The sequence below is a fragment of the Massilia sp. MP_M2 genome, assembly GCF_039123635.1.
Lineage (GTDB): Bacteria > Pseudomonadota > Gammaproteobacteria > Burkholderiales > Burkholderiaceae_D > Telluria.
On the sequence record NZ_JBCHJF010000005.1, the window covers coordinates 62272 to 82157 of the forward strand.

Consider the following 19886-nt stretch of genomic DNA (forward strand, 5'->3'; position numbering starts at 1 on the left):
TGATGCGTGACTTCGACGCCGGCCTGGCCCCGTACGCCGCGCACTCGGCCCAGTCGCGCGGCCGCACGCATGCCGAGCCGGGCCCCGGTTCGCGCAGCGAGTACCAGCGCGACCGCGATCGCATCATCCACTCGACCGCGTTTCGCCGCCTCGAATACAAGACGCAGGTCTTCATCAACCACGAAGGCGACCTGTTTCGTACGCGCCTGACGCACAGCATCGAAGTGGCCCAGATCGGGCGCACGCTGGCGCGCAGCCTGCGCCTGAACGAAGACCTGGTCGAGGCCACGGCGCTGGCGCACGATCTTGGCCACACGCCGTTCGGCCACGTGGGCCAGGATGTGCTCAACGAATGCATGACGGACTTCGGCGGCTTCGAGCACAACCTGCAAAGCCTGCGCGTGGTCGATCATCTCGAAGAGCACTACGGCGCCTTCGATGGCCTGAACCTGACGTTCGAGACACGCGAGGGCATCCTCAAGCACTGCTCGCTGAACAACGCGCGCCAGCTGGGCGACCTGGGCCAGCGCTTCATCGAGCGCAGCCAGCCCAGCCTCGAAGCGCAGCTGACCAACCTGGCCGACGAGATCGCGTACAACAACCACGATATCGACGACGGCCTGCGTTCGGGCCTGCTCACGATGGCGCAGATGGAAGAAGTCGAGCTGTTCGCGCGCCTGCATCGCGAGGTCGAGGCGCGCTATCCGGGCTTGCCGGGGCGGCGCGCGCTGTACGAGACGATCCGCCTGATGATCACCGCCATGACGGCCGATCTGGTCGACACATCGGCGCGCCTGATCGCTGACGCCGCGCCAGCGACCATCGACGACGTGCGCGCCGCGCCGCCGCTGATCCGCTTCTCGGACGCCATGCGCGCCGAGACCGTGGCACTGAAACGCTTCCTGTACGCGAACCTGTACCGCCACTTCCAGGTCAACCGCATGCGCGTGAAAGCCAGCCGCATCGTGCGCGAGCTGTTCGAGGCGTTCCTGCAGGACCCCGTACTGCTGCCGGGCGACTACCAGGTGCAGGACGATCCGCACAAGCAGGCGCGCAAGATCGCCGACTACATCGCCGGCATGACCGACCGCTACGCGATCCGCGAACACCGCCGCATCTTTTCGCTCGATCATTTTTAAGGCGGCGCAGCAACCATCGATCGCATCGATATGCTGCGCCTGTCGCTGCATCAGGCGAGAGCCTGTTGCAAAAGCCGCAGTCGTTTATCGACATGGGCCTCTGCGTCTTCCAGATGGCGCATCGTTTTGGTCATCTGGTGCGCCAGCCGGTCAAAGTCACGTTCGACAATATGTCTGACTAGATCAAGCGTGTCAGCGCTGGCCATGCGCTGTATATCCTTGCCCAGCAAATAGACGCCTGCCAGATCCGGATCGTACTCACCTGCGTCGATGACGCCATCTTCATCGTAGACCTGATCGACGTTGCCGGCTGCGGCATAGCTGTTCATCAGATGGATGAGATCGTGCGCATCCTTTGGATCGACTCTCCCGCGATCCGACCATGCGACCAACTTCAGTATGGCGAGACCGGGAAGAGACACGACCTTGCCGTCAAAGTCAGGCGCAAATCTCACCAGTTCAGCCGCTGCAAGGACATCATCGTAACCGGCGATGTTCATGATGATCTTCATGTCCGGCGGCCAGGCGATTGCATTCGTTCCCTCAGAGATGCCGCCGAATGGCACAAGATCCAGCGGGTACGCCAGATTGCTATCTGGCGCCTTGTAATAAAGCCGCTGTTGCGCTTCGCCTCTTGCGTTGAATGCCCCGCGCGCTATCAGCCTTGTTCGCAATGCAGCGAACTGACCCCAGTTCTTGACGGCGACAGCGAAGTCCACATCGTACGTTGCACGCCTGCTGGCGAGTCCGTGCACATGCGTGAGCAGGACGTCTCGTGCGGTGGCCCCGACGAGCAGGTAGTCGATTCCTTCCGCCTGCGTTTCTTGGGCTACTGCGCGGAGAATGCCCACCGTGACGGGGTCAACCGGAAGGTCCGGCTTGATCGAACGCGGTATCAATGAATTTCTCCTTGATCATCCGGGCTGCTTCTTGTGTGCGTGGATCGAGGATTGCGAGTAATTCAGAGTAGATCAGCAATGGTGGAGCAAGTTCCGCAGCGCTGGCAGCATCCCAATGCCAGAATTTTTCCAGTATCTCGAGCTCGCCAGCCTCGTCAGGCCTGATGCGATGCTGCTTGACCAGCATCTTGATCACCTTGTCCATGTCATCTGGCCCGACATACAAGGTTTGAGTTCCTGGCTTGAGGTAGCCAGTCATTTTTTTCGCTGCGACCTCCGCGCTCCACGCATGGTCGAATTCAGTCAGATCGACATTCTTCCACCATGATGATTCTGGCGCGCTGAAGCGGCGCCCATGGAGTTTGTTGCGCAAGGTGGTTGGATAATTGATTGCCCACTCGTCAGTCAGGCGCCCGGCTTCCAATAGTCGCCTGCGGCCTCCGGTCCCTTTTTTACTGATGAGATAGCCGCGATGTTCAAGGTCCTCGAGCACGTTGTACGCCGTTCCGAGTGACACACCGGCATGCCGGGCAATGTCTTTGTAAGGGGAATCGAGATCATCCCGGTTCGCCAATAGGGTGAAAACCACACGCAATGCAGCTGGATTCGTCAGCCCTTTCGGGATGCGTGAGGTAGACGGTTTGTGTTCACTCTTTTCGCCAGCGATGAAGACGAACAGGCCAGCGGCATGCAGATAGGCGTTGCCACTGGTATCGATGAATTGGCGTCCTGTCGCCCTGCAATGATGGGCGAGCTCTCTCGTGAGGTGGGCTGTAATCAAGAGGCCTGGTGTTCTGCCGTTCACCAGTTGCTGACGAATCTTGTCGATCTGCGCTTTGCGGTCCAGTGAAAACTTGCACTCGGCGAGGTAATGAATCGAGTTGCCTTCATACGAAAGGATGACTCTGGCGTCGCCAGAGCTTCTTCCGGAGGATTCAGGCTGCGAGTCGATCAACTTGCCATCGATACCTGCTTTTGTTCTCAGCGCGACAAGCGCATCGAGGATCAAACGCTCCTCAGTTCCCGCAAAATCTGGAGAAAACGCATGGCTATTCATTCAATTTTCCTCGTTTTCACGGCCCGTGAACGATTCTATTTTATGAATGTTACTCTCAATTTTCAATATATTTTGTTTTTCACGGAGCGTGAAAACTCATGAAAATTGAAATTCATGCCCAGTCTCCGGTTTCGTTAGCTGAACAGGCTTGGCTGCGACAAATCCAGCAACAATTTCTTGACCGGCGCCGGCAACGGCGCCTCACCAATCGCATCGAGCTTCCACCACACGTGCCCGGCGCCATGCTCACCACGCGTGGCCAGCGTCACCGCAAACGGTGCGATGTGCAGCTTGTAGTGGGTGAACCCGTGCATCAACGGCGTCAGCGCGCGCACTTCGTCGAGCGTGCCGAAGACGCTGCTGGCCGCCGCGATGTCCGCCGTGCAGACGGGATCGGCGTCGCCGTCCATCGCCACATGGCCACCCACTTCCGGCAGCGACAAGAGGCCGCCCCAGATGCCTGTTTGCGGGCGCTGTTCGAGCAGCACTTCGCCGCCGTCGATCAGTACCAGCATCGCGGTGCGTTTTTCGGGCGTTGTCTTCTTGGGTTTGCGCACCGGCAGTTCGGCCGTGCGGCCGGTGGCGAAGGCCACGCAGCGCGCCTGCAGCGGGCAGCGGCCGCAGTCGGGGCGCGAGCGCGTGCACAGCGTGGCGCCCAGGTCCATCAGGCCCTGCGTGTACGATTCGATACCACCATCTTCCGGCAGCAGCGCTTCGGCACGACGCCACAGCGCATCCTCGACCGGCTTGATGCCGGGATAGGCATCAATCCCGAACACGCGCGCGAAGACGCGCTTGACGTTGCCGTCCATGATCGCGGCGCGTACGCCGCCCGAGAAGGCGGCGATGGCGGCGGCAGTCGAGCGGCCGATGCCGGGCAGGTCGGCCAGCAGCGCCGGGTCGCTCGGGAACACGCCATCGTAATCTGCCACGACGCGCTTGGCGCAGGCATGCAGGTTGCGCGCGCGGGTGTAGTAACCCAGGCCGCTCCAGTGGGCCATGACGTCTTCCGCCGGGGCGTCCGCCAGAGCGTGCACGGTCGGGAAGCGTTCCAGGAAGCGGGCGTAGTAGCCCAGTACTGCGGCGACCTGCGTCTGCTGCAGCATGATTTCGGACAGCCACACGCGGTACGCGTCGGTGGTGTTTTGCCATGGCAGGGTGTGGCGGCCATGGCTGCGCTGCCAGTCGATCACGGCCCGGGAAAAGGTCGGATCGGCCAGCTGGTCAAACTCGGTCAGTCGCTTCATGCAGTTGTGTAGTGGGCGTCGGCGCTGGTGGCCGTCGCGGAGTTAGGTAGGTTATCGGACAAGGTTGCGCTCACGCCGGCGGCCAGTGAACCAAGGTGCGTGCGCGTGACGTCGAGTTCGGCCTGACCGCTCTCGAAGGCGCCGATTTTCTGTTCCAGGCTGTCGCTGGCTTCGTGGATGCGTTTCACGGTCGCCTGCCGCTGGCGCAGGTTGTCGCGGTGCTGGCGGATCTGGGCTTCGAGCGGCGCGTTGGCCACTTTCAGCCACGCTTCGATATCGGCGTTGGCGGCGCGGTACACGCGGCGTACGCGCGAGGCAATCGAATCGAAGAAGCGCTCGAGCAGCGTGGCCCGGCTGTTCATCCACAAGGTCGCGGTGCCGAACTGGCGCGAAAACAGTTCTTCGATGGCGTCGATCTCGTCGCGGTGGCGCGCCAGCGACAGCGTCGGCGGCAGGCCCAGGCTCATGCCATGCTCGGCGGCGAACTTGCGGTGCATGGCGTCCATCATCGACGTGATTTCCGCGAGCTTGGCGTCGGCGTCGGCCAGGCCGGCGCGGGCGCCGTCGAAGTAGTGGCGCACCGGCGCGCGCATGCCTGTGGCAAAGCGCACCGCGCTCATCGCCACGCGTACGGTGTCGGTCCGGTCCTGCAGCACGTCCATGCCCAGCAGCGTATACAGCTCGGTCGACAGGCGCGTAAATACGGCGCGCGTGCCCTGTAGCTTGAACAGGCCGGCGTCGAATTCCTTCTTCTCGGCCTCGACCCGGCGCACCATGTGCGCGATCACACCCTGGTTCTTGCCGCGCAGGCTGCGCAGTTCCTGCAACTGCTCGACCAGCTCGCGCAGGCGCGTGGCCACCAGCATCTGCTGGCTGGCCACCAGCGCCGCGAGATCGGTGTGCAGCTGGCGCTCGACGATCGCGCGCCGCGCCGGAATCAGTTCATGGAACAGCGCCGATTCGAGTGCCCCCAGGCGGCTGCGCTCGAACAGGGCCATGTCGCCGCCGATGCGGCCAACCAGCGCCTTGTGCGCCGACACCGGATACACCTGGCTGGCCGACAGGCCGAGCTGACGCGCCACGTCGTGCTGCTGGCGTGCGATGTCGGCGTCCACCGCCTCGGGCGACTTGAGCTCGTCCCACATGGCGTCGATCTTGTTGAGCACGGCCAGGCGGCCCGGCCCGGCGCCGATATGCGTGCGCCAGACTTCGATGTCGCTCTTGGTCACGCCCGTCTCGGCGGCCAGCACGAACAGGACCGCATGGGCGTTCGGGATCAGGTTCAGCGTGAGTTCGGGCTCGGTGCCGATGGCGTTCAGGCCCGGCGTGTCGAGAATCACCAGGCCCTGCTTGAGCAGTGGGTGCGGCAGGTTGATGATGGCATGGCGCCAGCGCGGGATCTCGATCGTGCCGTCCGGGTCGAGGCTGGCGGCCAGGTCGGGATCGTCGGCGTCGTACAGGCCGTAGCGCTGCGCTTCCACGGTCGAGACGCGCCGCGTCTGGCTGACCTGGCGCAGCGTGTCGTGCATGGCGGCCGGAGAGTCGAGCTCGAGCGGGAACACGGTCCAGGCGGCGGGATCGTCGCGGTAGTCGCCGGTGGACAGGTGGCCGGCACGGGTATCGATCGGCAGCAGGCGCAGGCAGGGCGGCAGGCTCGCATCCCACAGCAGTTCGGTCGGGCACATGGTGGTGCGGCCGGCGCTCGATGGCAGGATGCGCTGGCCGTAGTCGGCAAAGAACAGTGCGTTGATCAGCTCGGTTTTGCCGCGCGAGAATTCGGCCACGAAGGCCACCGACAGGCGATCGTCACGCAGGCGCCCCAGCGCGCGTGCCAGTAGCTGCTCGCCGGCCGCGTCGATCAGCCCGGCTTCGCGCAGTGCGCTGCCGTAACTGGTGAGGGAGGCGGCGACCCGGGCGCGCCAGGCGCCGTACTGTTGTAAATCCTGCATCGTGTTTGCTCGTAGGGAGGACTAGCGCTGGCACTGTGCGCAGTAGAACGTCGATCGTTGCCCTTGCTTGATCTGACGTACCGGCAACGCGCATTGGCGGCAGGGCACGCCAGCACGATCATAGACGAAATATGTCTGCTGGAAATATCCAGACTGGCCATTTACAGCAATAAAGTCACGCAGTGTGCTGCCGCCCTGGACGATCGCTGCGGCCAGGATGACGCGGATCGCTTCGGCCAGCCGGTCATAGCGCACACGGCTGATGCGCGAGGCCGCCGTTTTCGGGTTGATGCCGGCCCGGAACAGGCTTTCGCATGCGTAGATATTGCCCACGCCAACGACGATGTCGCCGGCCAGCAGCACCTGCTTGATCGGGGCGCTGCGGCGCCGGGTTTCGCGAAACAGCAGGGCGCCGTCGAAACCGTCGTCGAGCGGCTCGACGCCCAGGCCACGCAGCAGCACGTGCTCGGCCAGCGGACCGTCCTCGTTGGCATGCCACAGCACGGCGCCGAAGCGGCGCGGGTCATTCAGGCGCAGCACTTGCTGGCCCTCGGGGCCGTCCACGACCAGATCGAAGTGGTCGTGCGTGCGTGGCTCGATGCCAGGTGGCAGCACGCGCAGGTGGCCCGACATGCCAAGGTGAATGATCAATGTGCCGTGCTCAAAATTAATCAAAAGATATTTGCCACGCCGCCCAATGTCCAGGATGCGGCGGCCCGCCAGCAACGCGGACAGGCCGGGCGGGAAGGGCCAGCGCAACCCTTCGCGGCGGCAAATGACGTGCTCGACGATGCGGCCTTCGAGATGGGGCGCGACGCCGCGCCGGGTAACTTCGACTTCTGGGAGTTCAGGCATGCCTAAGGGGATTCGTGTAGAGTCAGTTGACAGCGCAGCACATGCGCGGCAGGTCTGCGCATGAGCGTAGAATCAAACTCACTTTGGACTTCTGGACTTGCTTTGAAAAACGCTTTCGCCATTGTAACCCTCTCCGGTCTGTTGACTGCATGTGCTGTCGTGCCGCAACAGCACGCCGTCGCCGCTGATGTGCAGGCCGCGTCCACGCCCGCCGCCGAGCCACCCCTCGATGACGAAGCGCAGGCCGCCAGGCAAAAAGCCGAGGAAGAAGCCCGCCTGCCGAAGGTCGAAATGACCCCGGTCATGCTCGACCAGTTACTTAAGGCCGAATTTGCGTTTCGCAATGGCGACTGGCAAGGCCCCTACCTCACGGTGCTGAGCCTGGCCCAGCAGACGCGCGATCCGCGCCTGGCCCGGCGCGCCGCCGAGATGGCGGTCGCCGCCAAGCAGGCCGACGATACGCTCGCCGCGGTGCGCCTGTGGTACCGGCTCGATCCCGAATCCGACGAAGCGACCCAGTATTTCGTCGGCATGGTGGTCACGTCCGAGAAGATCGCCGAGCTCGAGCCCGTGTTCGAGGAACGCCTGCGCGAAGCGCCGGCCGCCCGGCGCGGCATCCTGATGTTCCAGGTCCAGCAGTTGCTCGGCCGGGCCAAGGACAAGGACGCCGCGCTGGCCATGCTCGAGCGCCTGATCGAGCCGTACGACAAGATGATGGAAGCGCGCATCGTGCGCGCCCAGATCGCGCTGGTGCGCGGCGACAAGGCACTTGCGCGCACGTATGCCCAGTCGGCGCTGGAGGCCAAGCCCGACGCCGAGATCGCCCTGTTGATGCTGGCGCAGGTCACCGACGACGAAGCGCAGGTGGTGGCCATGATGGAGAAATTCCTCAAGAGCTATCCAAAGGCGAACGACGTGCGCGCCGCCTATGCCCGCGTGCTGGTCAACCGCAAGGATTATCCGGCCGCGCGGCGCGAATTCGAAGCGCTGCTCAAGGTGCAGCCCGACAATGCCGCAACGCTGTACGCGCTGGGCATCCTTGCCACGCAGACGGACGATGCCCGTGGCGCCGAAACCTATTTCACGCGCTTCGTCGATGTGCTCGGCCGCAATCCGAATGATGAACGCGATCCCTCGCGCGCGCTGTTGATCCTGTCGCAGCTGGCCGAAGAGCGGGGCGACCTTGCCGGCGCGCTGCTGTGGCTGAACAAGGTGCCCGACAACACCGATGAGCAAACCCGTTTCAACGCACAATTGCGCCGCGCGCATTTGACGGGCAAGGGCGGCGACCTGGCTGCTGCCCGTGCTCTGCTGGCCGAGGTCAAGCCGACCGAACCGGAGCGCCAGGCCCAGCTGATGGCGGCTGATGCGCAATTGCTGCGCCAGGCCAACCAGCTGCCCGAAGCGTATGCGCTGATGGAAACGGCGGCGCAGCGTTTCCCGAAAAATCCCGATTTGCTGTACGACTTCGCGCTGCTGGCCGAAAAGTTGGGCAAGGTCGATGTCATGGAGGCGCAGTTGCGCGAAGTGATGGCGCAGGCGCCCGACAATCACCACGCCTACAATGCGCTCGGCTACTCGCTGGCCGAACGCAATGTGCGCCTGCAGGAAGCCTACGGGTTGATCGCGAAGGCGCTCGAAATGGCGCCGGGCGATCCATTTATCATGGACAGCATGGGCTGGATTCACTATCGCATGGGCAATCTGAACGAGGCCGAAAAGTTCCTGCGCCGCGCCTATGGCCTGCGCAAGGATGCTGAAATCGGTATTCACCTGGGTGAAGTGCTGTGGCAAAAAGGCGATAAGTCCGCTGCCCAGGCACTCTGGCGCGACGCCCGCGCCAAGGACCCGCAGAACGAGGCGCTGCGCGAGACGCTGGCCCGCCTTGGCCTGTCCTTGTGAAATAATCCACTCCGTCCAATTGTTTTGCAGCGTTGCTGGCTGCCCTTTTTTGCTGTCCTATGATGCTGATTACCCGACGCCTTGCCATTCTCGCCCTTGCCGCCACGGTCCTTACCGGTTGCGCGACAAGTACCGCCAACCTGTCCACCGCCACGGTCGGCGCCTATCGCGAAACCATTGACTTGGCTGGACGCCTGTCGGTGAACTACCAGAAGGATGGCCGGCCAGAGTCGATCAGTGGCAGTTTCAACTGGGAGCAGCGCCCGGGCACGACCGACGTCACCTTGATGTCGCCGCTGGGCCAGACGGTCGCTGCGATCACTGTCACGCCAGGCTCGGCCACGCTGACGCAGGCTGGCCAGGCGCCGCGCACGGCGGCCGACATCGATAGCCTCACCCAGCAGACGCTCGGCTGGCCACTGCCCGTGTCAGGCTTGCGCGACTGGCTGCAGGGTTACGCGGTCGATGCACAGGGGCAGCGTTTTCGCGCTTCGCCGGCCAGCAACAGCGTGACGACGAAGGATGGCTGGCGCCTGCGCTTCGTCGACTGGCAGGGGGGCGGCGGTGGTGACGCAGCGGCCGGTGCTGCTGCCGCTGCGCCGGTGCCGCGCCTGATCCAGGCCGAACGCGCCGCGTCGGGTGATATCCAGGATCTGGCGATCCGCATCGTCGTCAACCCGGCGATTTGACCCCCATGCGCATGCGTTCCCTGCACGATTGCCCGGCCCCGGCCAAGCTCAACCTGTTTTTGCACGTCATCGGCCGGCGCGCCGATGGCTACCACCTGCTGCAAAGCGTCTTCCAGCTGATCGACCGCGCCGACCGCCTGCACTTCGACCTGCGCGACGACGAGCGCATCGTGCGCACCAACGATGTGCCCGGTGTGCCGCATGACCAGGACCTGATCGTGCGCGCGCTGCGCTTGTTGCAGGAAGAATACGCGCGCCGCCATGGGCGCCTGCCGCCGGGCATCGATGTGGCGGTCGACAAGATCCTGCCGATGGGTGGTGGTCTGGGCGGTGGTTCGTCCGATGCCGCAACGGCGCTGATGGCCGCAAACTACTTGTGGCAGGCAGGCCTGACGCGCGAAGAATTGATGGCGCTGGGCTTGTCGCTGGGCGCCGATATTCCGTTCTTCCTGTTTGGCGAGACGGCGTTTGCGGAAGGGGTGGGGGAGACCCTGCAGGCCGTAGAGGGTCCTGATTGCTGGTACGTCGTGCTCGAGCCCGGCGTCGCGGTGCCAACGCCTGCCATTTTTTCTGCAACCGATTTGACAAGGGACGCAAAGCCGGTCAGAATAGCGGACTTTTCCAGCCACACCAATTCAGGCAGCATGGTGGGGTTTGGTAAAAATGATTTGCAGAACGTGGCGATGCGCCTGTTCCCGCCGGTAGCCGAGGCGGTTGAATGGTTGAGCAGCTACGGCGATGCCAGGATGACTGGCTCAGGGGCATGCGTGTTTTGCGCAGTCTCCAGCGAAGACGCTGCCAACCAGGTGTTGGCGCAGGTGCCGCAGAAGTATGTGGCATGGAAAGCGAAGTCGCTGAAGACACACCCTTTGAAAAAATCGCTCTTGCAAATCAGTGAGTTGTAGAATAAAATTTTGCCTGTCGCGACGCTGAGCAGCACAGAAAGATGTGCAGCACAATGTGAAGCGGCAAGCACTACAGGTCGTGTAGGGGAATCGCCAAGTTGGTTAAGGCACCGGATTTTGATTCCGGCATTCCAAGGTTCGAATCCTTGTTCCCCTGCCAAAGTTTTCTTGTTCTGTCGATGCCGACGCGTCCAGCAAGAGAATCGCGATGCGGTGCCAAGCACCACATCAGCATGTTAATCAGCCGGTATAGCCGGCTGATTGTTTTTCTACTGTATTAACGCTTCTTACCTTTTGGGACTCCCATGGCTTACGAAAACCTGATGGTTTTTACCGGCAATGCCAATCCGGCGCTAGCAGAAGGGGTCGCAAAAAGCCTCGGTATTCCACTCGGCAAGGCTGTCGTCTCGAAGTTTTCTGACGGCGAAGTCATGGTCGAAATCAATGAGAACGTGCGCGGCAAGGACGTCTTCGTCCTGCAATCGACCTGCGCACCGACCAACGACAGCCTGATGGAAATCATCCTGATGGTCGACGCTCTCAAGCGTGCCTCGGCTGGCCGCATTACTGCGGCGATTCCTTACTTCGGTTATGCCCGTCAAGATCGTCGCCCGCGTTCGGCGCGTGTTGCGATCTCGGCCAAGGTCGTGGCGAACATGCTCGAAAAAGCCGGCGTCGAGCGCGTCCTGATCATGGACCTGCACGCTGACCAGATCCAGGGTTTCTTCGATATCCCGGTCGACAATATCTACGCATCGCCAATCCTGCTGAGCGATCTGCAGAAGCGCAACTACGACGACCTGCTGGTCGTCTCGCCGGACGTCGGCGGTGTGGTGCGCGCCCGTGCCCTGGCCAAGCGCCTGGGTTGCGATCTGGCGATCATCGACAAGCGTCGCCCGAAGGCGAACGTGTCCGAAGTGATGAACATCATCGGTGAAGTCGAAGGCCGCAACTGCGTGATCATGGATGACATGGTCGATACCGCAGGCACGCTGTGCAAGGCTGCCGAAGTGCTCAAGGAGCGCGGCGCCAAGAAGGTGGTTGCTTACTGTACGCACCCGGTGTTGTCCGGCCCGGCGATCGAACGCATCGCGAACTCGCCGCTGGACGAACTGGTCGTCACCGACACCATCCCGCTCAGCGCTGCCGGCGCCGCGTGCGGCAAGATCCGCCAGCTGACCTGCGCACCGCTGCTGGCAGAGACCTTCAAGCGGATCGTCAAGGGTGACTCGGTGATTTCGCTGTTCGTCGACTAAGTTCATATCGACGTCGTTTTTCGCGGCGCGCCTGGCTGATCAGCCGGCGCGCCGTTGTAGCATCCAGGATTTCCGTATCTTTTGAGCGCGTAACAATGCGCTCTTTCCTGACTGCCCCTGGTCGCGGGGGTGGTCGCCACTTGGCTACCGGGCTGTTGATCGTTTTCTTCGGCATTCGGGCCTGTTTTATTTTTGGAGTATCACATGAAAGTAGTCGCATTCAACCGCACTCTGCAGGGGACCGGAGCGAGCCGCCGCCTGCGTAAAGCTGGTCAAACGCCAGGTATCATCTACGGTGGCGCAGGTACCCCTGAGCTGATCGCCCTGGACGGCAACGCCCTGTGGCACGCGCTGAAAAAAGAAGCGTTCCACGGTTCGGTTCTGGACCTGGAAATCGACGGCAAGACCCAGCAAGTCCTGCTGCGTGACTTCCAGATGCACGCGTTCAAGCAACTGGTCCTGCACGCTGACTTCCAGCGCGTCGATTCGTCGAAGCCAGTGCACACCAAAGTCGCTTTCCACTTCGTCAACGCCGAGAACTCGCCAGCCGTCAAGCTGAACAGCGCTGTCATCTCGCACGTGCTGAACGAGCTGGAAGTGTCGTGCCTGCCAGGCAAACTGCCAGAGTTCATCGAAGTCGACCTGGCAAACCTGGAAGCCGGTAACTCGATCCACACCGACGACCTGGTCCTGCCAGAAGGCGTCACCGCACTGACCCATGGCCAGAACCTGACCATCGTCACCGCAACCATCCCACGCGGCGCAGTCACCGCTGAAGAGACCCCAGCTGCCGAGTAATCGCAGCTGACGCGTCGCTCCGGCGGCGCATCGCACAGAAACCCGCCGCGGCTTGCCCGGCGGGTTTTTATTTTTTGATTTGCACCTTTCGGCGATAATCGCCTTTTCTCGACAGAATCTTAAGCATGTCCATTCGACTGATCGTTGGCCTCGGCAATCCCGGCCCCGAGTACGAACAAACCCGCCACAATGCCGGCTTCTGGCTCGTGGACAATCTGGCCAATGGCTTGCCCGGTTGCCGCCTGCAGCGCGAATCGCGTTTCAATGCCCTGGTTGCCAAGACGTCCATTGCCGGCAACGATGTCTGGCTGCTCGAGCCACAGACCTATATGAACCGGTCCGGGCAGTCAGTGGGCGGCCTGGCGCGTTTTTATAAAATCAATCCGGATGAAGTGCTGGTCGTGCACGACGAACTCGACTTGCCACCGGGCGTTGCCAAGCTCAAGAAGGGTGGTTCGTCAGGCGGCCACAACGGCCTGAAGGACATCACGGCCGCGCTGGGCACCCAGGATTACTGGCGCCTGCGCCTGGGCATCGGTCACCCGCGCACGATGAACCTGCAGCAGGTGGTGGCCGACTTTGTCTTGCACCGCCCGCGCCGTGAAGAGCAGAGCCTGATCGAGGAATCGATCGACAAAAGCCTGCACATCATTCCGCTGGTCTGCGAAGGCAAGTTCGATACCGCCACGATGCGTTTGCACACCGCCTGACAGGCCGCTGTACGGCCAGCTTCAGCTGCGCCTGAATACGACCTGCGAGCGCAGGTCGCGCAGCATGCGCTCGAGCGCTGGCCGCATGCGCCGGTAGTCGTCGGGCGTGCAGGTTGCCGCCGTGTGGCGGAACTTGAGCCGGCGCTGCACCGTCACCAGCGCGCCGCGCCGCGCATAGCGTGAGCGGTAGGCAAAGTTGGCGTCGTCCACGTGCACGGCGCGCGGCAGGGCCAGCACGCGCGAGCGCGTCGGCAGATGAAAGCGCACTTCGTCCTCAGCATCGATCGCCGGACACACGAAGTCCTGGCGTCGCTCGGGTTCTTGCGCGAACACGAACACGGCATCGCCCAGGCCGCCCCTCAGATCGTAGGTCGTGGCCAGCCGCGCCGGGCCGGGCAGTTGCGTGAAACCGTTGCTGGGGCTGCGCAGCGGTATTGCGACATCGCCATCGGGGACGCGCCGGTATGGCTCTGCCAGGGCGCCGCTGCTGGTGCGTGTGATCGTAAAGCGGCTGCTGCCATCGGGCTGGATGGCGAACTGCGTGAGCGTTCGGCTGTGCGCCTGCTGGAAGAAGGGGAGCATCGCGAACTCGCCCGAGTGCGTCAGCACTGCCGGCTTGCCGAGCAAAGCCGCCGGCAAGAAGCCGCCGGCCACACTGTCGGCGGTCGAATCGAGATACAGCTGCAGCGACGGCACATAGACGATCGCGTGATTGAGCACGCCCAGCGTCGGCGCGGCCGGCAACCGGTAGGCGTTGCCGTTGTTGACGAGGGCAACGGTGCTGTCGATGCCGGCGCTGGCCAGGAGGGCGACGAGCAGCGTCGCGTGGTCCTTGGCGTCGCCATAGCGGTTCGCCAGAACGGTGGCCGCCGCGTGCGGCACCACGCCGCCGGGACCAAGGTGCACACCCACATAACGCACGTTGCGGCGTACCCAGTCGGACAATGCGATCGCACGCGCACGGGGCTCGACCACATCACCAGTCACGCGCGCTGCAAGCACCGCCACCGTGTCGTCGGGCAGCGCGCGTGCGCCCACGCGGTCCTGGTAGGCGCGGGCAAGGGCGGCGTAATCGGCGAAGGTGGAGACGGCGAGCCGCTTGCCGTAGTCAAGTTCGCTGACCGAGCCGGCCTCGATCCGGGCATTGTCGCCATCGAGATAGCGCCAGGCGTAGCGGCGCTTGCCGGCGGCGGGCGCGGGCAGGTCAGCGGCGGCGGTCGGAACGAGCCCGGTGGCGTCGGCATGCAGCAGCATCGTGGCCGGCATGTCATAGACCAGCCGGAAGTCGCGCTGGCGCTGGAAGCGCGCACTGGGCAGGTCTTCGAAGTGGCCAGGAAACAGCGGCGTGTGGCGCCGCACGACGTAGCGCACCGCCACCCGGTCGCCGGCTTCGACGTCGGGAAACATGACACGCTTCAGGCGCATGACCTGAAACATCGGAGCGTCGACCGAAGCGGCTTGTGGCTGGTCGAGAATCTGCTGCGGCTGCACGGTGAGCCTGCGTCCGTCGGCCTTTTCGGTATACGCCTCGACGGCGATGATGTCCTCGAGCGCCTGGTTGTAGCCGATCTCGTACCGTGCGTAGTCGTGCAGGACATCGCGCTGGGCGATGGTCCTGATTTGTTCGACCGTGACCAGGTAGGCGCCACTGGGTTCGACCATAAAGTGCCGTACGTGGCGGTCGACGCCCGTATCACGCGCGGATGCCGGCTGCAGGCCCAGTAATGGCCATAGAAGCAGACACAGCATGACGACAAAGCGCAGCATCATCTCGATCTCCCGACACACGACCGACCCATGGTACGGAGCGGCGTCGGTGCAGGATTGATGCCGCGCAAGCGGCTGCTGTCGGCAGAAGTTCTGCGATAATTTCACGATGAGAGCGCTTACCTTCCAGGCCGGCCCCCTTGCCATGGCCCAGATCGCCGCGCATGGCTTGCGCGCGCAGGACATTGCCATCGTGCCGGCTGCGGCGGGCGGCCCCAAGGGTCTGATTTTCGCATCGCTCGATGCGTGGCTGTTCGGCGAGTGGCTGCCCACGGCGCCGCGCGAACGCACGCTGATCGGCGCCTCGATCGGCGCCTGGCGCATGGCGGCCGCGTGCCAGAAGGATCCGGCGAAGGCATTTGCCCGCCTGGCCGAACTTTACACCGGCCAGCGCTACACGCGCCTGAAACCCAGTGCGCAAGAAATCGACGCTGTCGTGCAAGCCCTGCTGGCCGAGCTGGTGAGCGGGCACGAAGACGACATCGTCGCGCATCCCCATCACCGCCTGCACATCCTGGCCGACCGTGGCCTGCGTTCGCTGGCCGCGCCTGTCGGCCGCCACGCCGAACTGCGCGGCTTCGCCTCGGCCGCGCTGCACAATGCCGGCTCACGGGCCTGGCTGGGGCGGTTGATGGAAAGGGTGGTCATCGGTGGCACGCGCGCAGGCGACGCACTTGGCGACGCGCGATGGCTGCACGAGCCGTTCGACCGTTTCACGACGCATTTCTCGCCATTGACCCGCGCGAATCTGGTCCCTGGCCTGCTGGCATCGGGCACGCTGCCATTGATCATGCAAGCGGTGACGGACATCGCCGGGGCGCCCGCCGGCAGCTACTGGGATGGCGGCATCATCGACTACCACCTGGCCTTGCCCTACGCGCGCGCGGCCGGCGCGGACAAGAGCGAACTGGTGCTCTATCCCCATTTCACCGACCACATCGTGCCGGGCTGGCTCGACAAGAGCATGCCGTGGCGGCGCGCGGCGCGCGGCCCCAACCGCGCTTGGTTGGCGAATGTGCTGCTGGTGACGCCGTCCGCAGAATTCCTGCGTTCGCTACCGCGCGGCAAATTGCCGGACCGGACCGACTTCACGACGTTCGGCCTCGATCATGACGAGCGCATCCGCGTATGGCGTCACGCGATCGGGGAGGGCGAGCGCCTGCGGGATGAACTGGCCGAATTCGCGCTGCGGCCGGACCTTGCGCGCATCCAGCCAATCTAGCTTGTCATTGGGCGATCAGGAGCATTGCAGCAGAGTGCGGTGCGCCGTTTTTTTCAGCAGAAAGCCCGTCCGGGTTACAATGCGGGGTTTAGAGCGGTTCATTGATCGCTCGCTTTTTACCGAATCAGAAAGAGTTCTCATGACCCTCAAATGCGGCATCGTCGGCCTGCCAAACGTCGGCAAGTCCACCCTGTTCAACGCGCTGACGAAGGCCGGCATCCCGGCTGAAAATTATCCGTTCTGCACCATCGAACCGAACGTCGGCGTCGTCGAAGTGCCGGATCCACGCATGGATGCGCTGTCGGCCATCGTCAAACCGGAACGCATGGTCAACGCCATCGTCGAATTCGTCGACATCGCCGGCTTGGTCGCCGGCGCGTCGAAGGGCGAGGGCCTGGGCAACCAGTTCCTGTCGCACATCCGCGAGACCGACGCGATCATCAACGTCGTGCGCTGCTTCGTCGATGACAACGTGATCCACGTGGCCGGCAAGGTCAGCCCGCTGGACGACATCGAAGTCATCCAGACCGAGCTGGCGCTGGCCGACATGACCGCCGTCGAAAAAGCGATCCACCGCGAAGGCAAGAAAGCGCGCTCGGGCGACAAGGACGCGGCCAAGCTGGTTGCCGTCTGCGAACGCCTGATGCCGCACCTGGACCAGGGCAAACCAGTGCGCACGATGGGCCTGGACGCCGACGAAATGGAAATGATCAAGACGCTGCACCTGATCACGGCCAAGCCGGCGATGTTCGTGGCCAACGTGTCCGACACGGGCTTTACCGACAACCCGCTGCTGGACCTGCTGACCGCGTACGCCAAGGAGCAGAACGCGCCGATCGTCGCCATCAGCGCCGCGATCGAGTCCGAAATCGCCGAGATGGAAGATGCCGACAAGGCCGATTTCCTGTCCGACATGGGCATGGAAGAGCCGGGCCTGGACCGCCTGATCCGCGCCGCCTACAAGCTGCTTGGCCTGCAGACCTACTTCACCGCCGGTGTGAAGGAAGTGCGCGCCTGGACCATCCACGTGGGCGACACCGCGCCGCAGGCGGCGGGCGTGATCCACACCGACTTCGAGCGTGGTTTCATCCGCGCGCAGACGATCGCGTATGACGACTTTTTGGCGTTCAAGGGTGAGGCTGGCGCGAAAGAAGCGGGCAAGATGCGCGCTGAGGGCAAGGAATATGTGGTCAAGGATGGCGATGTGTTGAACTTCTTGTTCAACGTCTGATCCGCGTCCGGGATGCCCGGCGCGCTAGCAAAGTAGGGTGGACGGCGATGCCGTCCACGCGTTCAAACCAACTTCGCGCCGTGGTATAGCGAAAGCGGGTCGAACGCGTGGGCGGGAAACCCGCCCACCCTACGGCATTGGCCCTGCTGGGCCTTTTTTTACGCCGCCCGAGATTGAGCACATGGCCACCCTCACCGAACTCGTTATCTACCCGATCAAATCCTGCGCCGGCCTGTCCGTCCCCGAAGCCCGTCTTGCCCTCGACGGCCTCTCGGCCAACGGCGTGCACGACCGCGAATGGATGCTCGTCACGCCCGACGGCCTGTTCCTGACCCAGCGCGAAGTGCCGCGCATGTCCACGGTCACGCCGCGCATCGAAGCCACAGCGCTGGTCGCCAACGCCCCCGGCATGCCGCCCCTGCACCTGCCACTGGCGCACGACGCCGCTGCGCCCACCATTGAAGTGCTGCTCTGGGAAGACCGCATCCCCGCCGCCGATTGCGGCGACGCAGCCGCCAGCTGGTTCGCTACCGCCGTCAAAGCCCCATGCCGCCTGGTGCGCTTTCGCCCCGACGTCCATCGCCCGACCAGCACCAAGTGGACCAAAGGCGTCCCGGCCGCCGCGCGCTTTTCGGACGCCTACCCGATTCTGCTGATTGGCCAGGCTTCGCTCGACGACATCAACGCGAAACTCGCGCAGGCCGGGCGCGCCGCGTTGCCGATGAACCGCTTCCGCCCCAACGTCGTCGTCGATGGTATCGGCGCGTTCGAGGAAGATTTCGTCGCGGCGTTCCATGGCGATGGGATGACGCTGTGCCCGGTCAAGCCCTGCGCGCGCTGCCCGATTCCAGCGGTCGACCAGGCCACCGGTATTCCCGGTCCCGATCCGCTCGACATCCTGCAAGCCTGGCGCGCCAATCCGCGCATGGATGGCGCCGTCACGGTCGGCATGAACGTGATCGTGCAGGAGGGCATTGGCCAGACGCTGCGGGTCGGCCAGCCATTGAACGTCGAGCTGGCCTTCTAGAGTGCGCCACTGTCGCAAAATCGCCTAACCGGCCCCTCGATCAGGCGGTTTTTCATATCCAAGCCCGGGAACATGGCGTAATGTTACGGTTATTGCTGAAAGGAATTCTTCATGCACGAGCCGGGCATTTCGTCGCGGGACCTGATGGCGGAAAACGAGACGTTGCGCGCACGCATGGCGTATCTGCTCGAACAGGCCGAGCGCAATCACGAGATCATGTGCCGCCACCAGGCATTCGACCTGCAGATCGTCGGCGCCGGCAGTTTTCCTGACCTGGTCGGCACGATCTTCAGCACGCTGCCGGTGATCTCGGACCTCGATATCGTCACGCTGTCGCTGATCGACCAGAACGCCGATATCTACACGGTCATGCACCGCCTCGGCGTCGATTTCGACACGTTGCCCAACTTGATGTTCTGCGAGCATGCGATCGAGCTTGGCTTTGACATGGCGCCGGAGCGTCAGCCGCGGCCCATCCTGGGCCCCTATGTGCCGGGCCGGCACCAGGTCATGTTTCCGCAGCCGCCCGCCAACCTGCGCAGCGTGGCGCTGGTGCCGCTGCTGCGCAACAAGCGCCTGATCGGCAGCCTGAACCTGGGGAGCGCGGACCCGGGCCGGTTTACGCCGGCGCTGGGCACCGATTTCGTCGAGCACATGGGCTCGATCATCGCGATCTGCCTTGAGAACGTGATCAGCAACGAGATGCTCAAGTACATCGGTCTGACCGATTCGCTCACCGGCGCCTACAACCGGCGCTACATGGACCGGCGCCTGGCCGAAGAAATCGCGCGCGCGCGGCGCCAGGGCTACCGCCTGTCCTGTATGTACATCGACATCGACCACTTCAAGCGCGTCAACGATACGGTCGGCCACCAGGGCGGCGACGACGTGCTGCGCGAGGTGTGCACCCGCATCAAGGCCGAACTGCGGATGTCCGATACGCTGTGCCGCTTCGGCGGCGAGGAATTCGTCGTGGTGCTGATCGACGCCGACCTGGAAAACGCCAGCATTGTCGCCAACCGCATCCGCACGGGCGTGGCCGGCCTGCCGGTTGACCTGAGCACGGGCGAGCAGGTGAGCGTGACGGTGTCGATCGGTGTGGCGGCATTGACCGACTTCGAGCGCGATCACGCCATCGAAGGCGTGGCGCAGGAACTGATCGCGGCGGCCGATGCCGCGCTGTACCAGGCCAAGGCCGCGGGCCGCAACCAGGTCGTCACGTTCGCGTGACGG

The 19886-nt window shown here is 63.6% G+C and carries 17 protein-coding genes and 1 tRNA gene; 12 read left to right on the forward strand and 6 right to left on the reverse strand.

All coding sequences use genetic code 11. The features are described from left to right. The first annotated feature begins 2 nt into the window (after positions 1-2). Positions 3-1139 (forward strand): deoxyguanosinetriphosphate triphosphohydrolase, encoded by a 1137-nt coding sequence (locus RCH14_RS12795; RefSeq protein WP_343026485.1) that lies wholly within the window; start codon positions 3-5, stop codon positions 1137-1139. 50 nt (positions 1140-1189) lie between these two features. Here the strand turns inward: RCH14_RS12795 and RCH14_RS12800 are convergent, their stop codons facing one another. From RCH14_RS12800 to mutM, 5 genes are all read right to left on the reverse strand, one after another. Then, a complete protein-coding gene (locus RCH14_RS12800) occupies positions 1190-2038 on the reverse strand; it encodes a nucleotidyl transferase AbiEii/AbiGii toxin family protein (protein WP_343026486.1) in 849 nt (282 codons plus the stop codon). Then, positions 2001-3095 (reverse strand): type IV toxin-antitoxin system AbiEi family antitoxin, encoded by a 1095-nt coding sequence (locus RCH14_RS12805; RefSeq protein WP_343026487.1) that lies wholly within the window; start codon positions 3093-3095, stop codon positions 2001-2003. The genes RCH14_RS12800 and RCH14_RS12805 overlap by 38 nt, the downstream gene beginning before the upstream one ends. A 134-nt stretch (positions 3096-3229) precedes the next feature. Then, positions 3230-4342 (reverse strand): A/G-specific adenine glycosylase, encoded by a 1113-nt coding sequence (gene mutY / locus RCH14_RS12810; protein WP_343026488.1) that lies wholly within the window; start codon positions 4340-4342, stop codon positions 3230-3232. Beyond that, positions 4339-6291: a dynamin family protein gene (locus RCH14_RS12815; RefSeq protein WP_343026489.1), complete on the reverse strand. Its 1953-nt coding sequence runs from the start codon at positions 6289-6291 to the stop codon at positions 4339-4341. The genes mutY and RCH14_RS12815 overlap by 4 nt, the downstream gene beginning before the upstream one ends. A 21-nt stretch (positions 6292-6312) precedes the next feature. Then, positions 6313-7146, reverse strand: a complete 834-nt coding sequence (gene mutM, locus RCH14_RS12820; RefSeq protein WP_343026490.1) for a bifunctional DNA-formamidopyrimidine glycosylase/DNA-(apurinic or apyrimidinic site) lyase — start codon at positions 7144-7146, stop codon at positions 6313-6315. 60 nt (positions 7147-7206) lie between these two features. Between mutM and RCH14_RS12825 the strand changes: the two genes are divergently transcribed. The 7 genes from RCH14_RS12825 (at position 7207) to pth (ending at position 13406) form a co-directional block, all read left to right on the forward strand. Next, a complete protein-coding gene (locus RCH14_RS12825; protein WP_407070076.1) occupies positions 7207-9048 on the forward strand; it encodes a tetratricopeptide repeat protein in 1842 nt (613 codons plus the stop codon). A gap of 62 nt (positions 9049-9110) precedes the next feature. After that, positions 9111-9737, forward strand: coding sequence for a lipoprotein insertase outer membrane protein LolB (gene lolB / locus RCH14_RS12830; RefSeq protein ID WP_343026698.1), 627 nt, complete (start codon positions 9111-9113; stop codon positions 9735-9737). An 11-nt stretch (positions 9738-9748) separates the two neighbouring features. Continuing rightward, positions 9749-10642, forward strand: coding sequence for a 4-(cytidine 5'-diphospho)-2-C-methyl-D-erythritol kinase (ispE, locus tag RCH14_RS12835; RefSeq protein ID WP_343026699.1), 894 nt, complete (start codon positions 9749-9751; stop codon positions 10640-10642). An 83-nt stretch (positions 10643-10725) separates the two neighbouring features. Then, a tRNA-Gln gene (locus RCH14_RS12840) sits at positions 10726-10802 on the forward strand. Positions 10803-10947: 145 nt separating this feature from the next. Beyond that, on the forward strand, positions 10948-11898 hold the full coding sequence (locus RCH14_RS12845; protein WP_183554159.1) for a ribose-phosphate pyrophosphokinase: 951 nt from the start codon (positions 10948-10950) through the stop codon (positions 11896-11898). Between the two features lie 204 nt (positions 11899-12102). After that, the gene (locus tag RCH14_RS12850) at positions 12103-12696 is read left to right on the forward strand and encodes a 50S ribosomal protein L25/general stress protein Ctc (protein WP_332530634.1); all 594 of its coding nucleotides are present in this window, start codon (positions 12103-12105) and stop codon (positions 12694-12696) included. A 125-nt stretch (positions 12697-12821) separates the two neighbouring features. Beyond that, positions 12822-13406, forward strand: coding sequence for an aminoacyl-tRNA hydrolase (gene pth / locus RCH14_RS12855; RefSeq protein ID WP_258837205.1), 585 nt, complete (start codon positions 12822-12824; stop codon positions 13404-13406). 21 nt (positions 13407-13427) lie between these two features. On the opposite strand, the gene RCH14_RS12860 is transcribed toward pth, so the two are convergent. Next, positions 13428-15176, reverse strand: coding sequence for a DUF3857 and transglutaminase domain-containing protein (locus tag RCH14_RS12860; RefSeq protein ID WP_343026492.1), 1749 nt, complete (start codon positions 15174-15176; stop codon positions 13428-13430). 106 nt (positions 15177-15282) lie between these two features. Here RCH14_RS12860 and RCH14_RS12865 point away from each other — a divergent pair, with 106 nt between their 5' ends. The 4 genes from RCH14_RS12865 (at position 15283) to RCH14_RS12880 (ending at position 19883) form a co-directional block, all read left to right on the forward strand. Then, positions 15283-16395 (forward strand): patatin-like phospholipase family protein, encoded by a 1113-nt coding sequence (locus tag RCH14_RS12865; RefSeq protein ID WP_343026493.1) that lies wholly within the window; start codon positions 15283-15285, stop codon positions 16393-16395. A gap of 139 nt (positions 16396-16534) precedes the next feature. After that, positions 16535-17626: a redox-regulated ATPase YchF gene (gene ychF, locus RCH14_RS12870; protein WP_343026494.1), complete on the forward strand. Its 1092-nt coding sequence runs from the start codon at positions 16535-16537 to the stop codon at positions 17624-17626. A gap of 181 nt (positions 17627-17807) precedes the next feature. Next, positions 17808-18653: an MOSC N-terminal beta barrel domain-containing protein gene (locus tag RCH14_RS12875; protein WP_343026495.1), complete on the forward strand. Its 846-nt coding sequence runs from the start codon at positions 17808-17810 to the stop codon at positions 18651-18653. A 111-nt stretch (positions 18654-18764) separates the two neighbouring features. Continuing rightward, positions 18765-19883 (forward strand): DUF484 family protein, encoded by a 1119-nt coding sequence (locus RCH14_RS12880; RefSeq protein WP_343026496.1) that lies wholly within the window; start codon positions 18765-18767, stop codon positions 19881-19883. Positions 19884-19886 lie beyond the last annotated feature (3 nt).

Coding starts and splice junctions, on each gene's coding strand:
- RCH14_RS12795 (WP_343026485.1), top strand. CDS start 3: ATGCGTGACTTCGACGCCGGCCTGGCCCCGTACGCCGCGCACTCGGCC.
- mutM (WP_343026490.1), bottom strand. CDS start 7,146: ATGCCTGAACTCCCAGAAGTCGAAGTTACCCGGCGCGGCGTCGCGCCC.
- ispE (WP_343026699.1), top strand. CDS start 9,749: ATGCGTTCCCTGCACGATTGCCCGGCCCCGGCCAAGCTCAACCTGTTT.
- RCH14_RS12850 (WP_332530634.1), top strand. CDS start 12,103: ATGAAAGTAGTCGCATTCAACCGCACTCTGCAGGGGACCGGAGCGAGC.
- RCH14_RS12865 (WP_343026493.1), top strand. CDS start 15,283: ATGAGAGCGCTTACCTTCCAGGCCGGCCCCCTTGCCATGGCCCAGATC.
- RCH14_RS12815 (WP_343026489.1), bottom strand. CDS start 6,291: ATGCAGGATTTACAACAGTACGGCGCCTGGCGCGCCCGGGTCGCCGCC.
- RCH14_RS12805 (WP_343026487.1), bottom strand. CDS start 3,095: ATGAATAGCCATGCGTTTTCTCCAGATTTTGCGGGAACTGAGGAGCGT.
- RCH14_RS12845 (WP_183554159.1), top strand. CDS start 10,948: ATGGCTTACGAAAACCTGATGGTTTTTACCGGCAATGCCAATCCGGCG.
- pth (WP_258837205.1), top strand. CDS start 12,822: ATGTCCATTCGACTGATCGTTGGCCTCGGCAATCCCGGCCCCGAGTAC.
- RCH14_RS12880 (WP_343026496.1), top strand. CDS start 18,765: ATGCACGAGCCGGGCATTTCGTCGCGGGACCTGATGGCGGAAAACGAG.
- RCH14_RS12860 (WP_343026492.1), bottom strand. CDS start 15,176: ATGATGCTGCGCTTTGTCGTCATGCTGTGTCTGCTTCTATGGCCATTA.
- RCH14_RS12825 (WP_407070076.1), top strand. CDS start 7,207: ATGAGCGTAGAATCAAACTCACTTTGGACTTCTGGACTTGCTTTGAAA.
- mutY (WP_343026488.1), bottom strand. CDS start 4,342: ATGAAGCGACTGACCGAGTTTGACCAGCTGGCCGATCCGACCTTTTCC.
- RCH14_RS12875 (WP_343026495.1), top strand. CDS start 17,808: ATGGCCACCCTCACCGAACTCGTTATCTACCCGATCAAATCCTGCGCC.
- lolB (WP_343026698.1), top strand. CDS start 9,111: ATGCTGATTACCCGACGCCTTGCCATTCTCGCCCTTGCCGCCACGGTC.
- ychF (WP_343026494.1), top strand. CDS start 16,535: ATGACCCTCAAATGCGGCATCGTCGGCCTGCCAAACGTCGGCAAGTCC.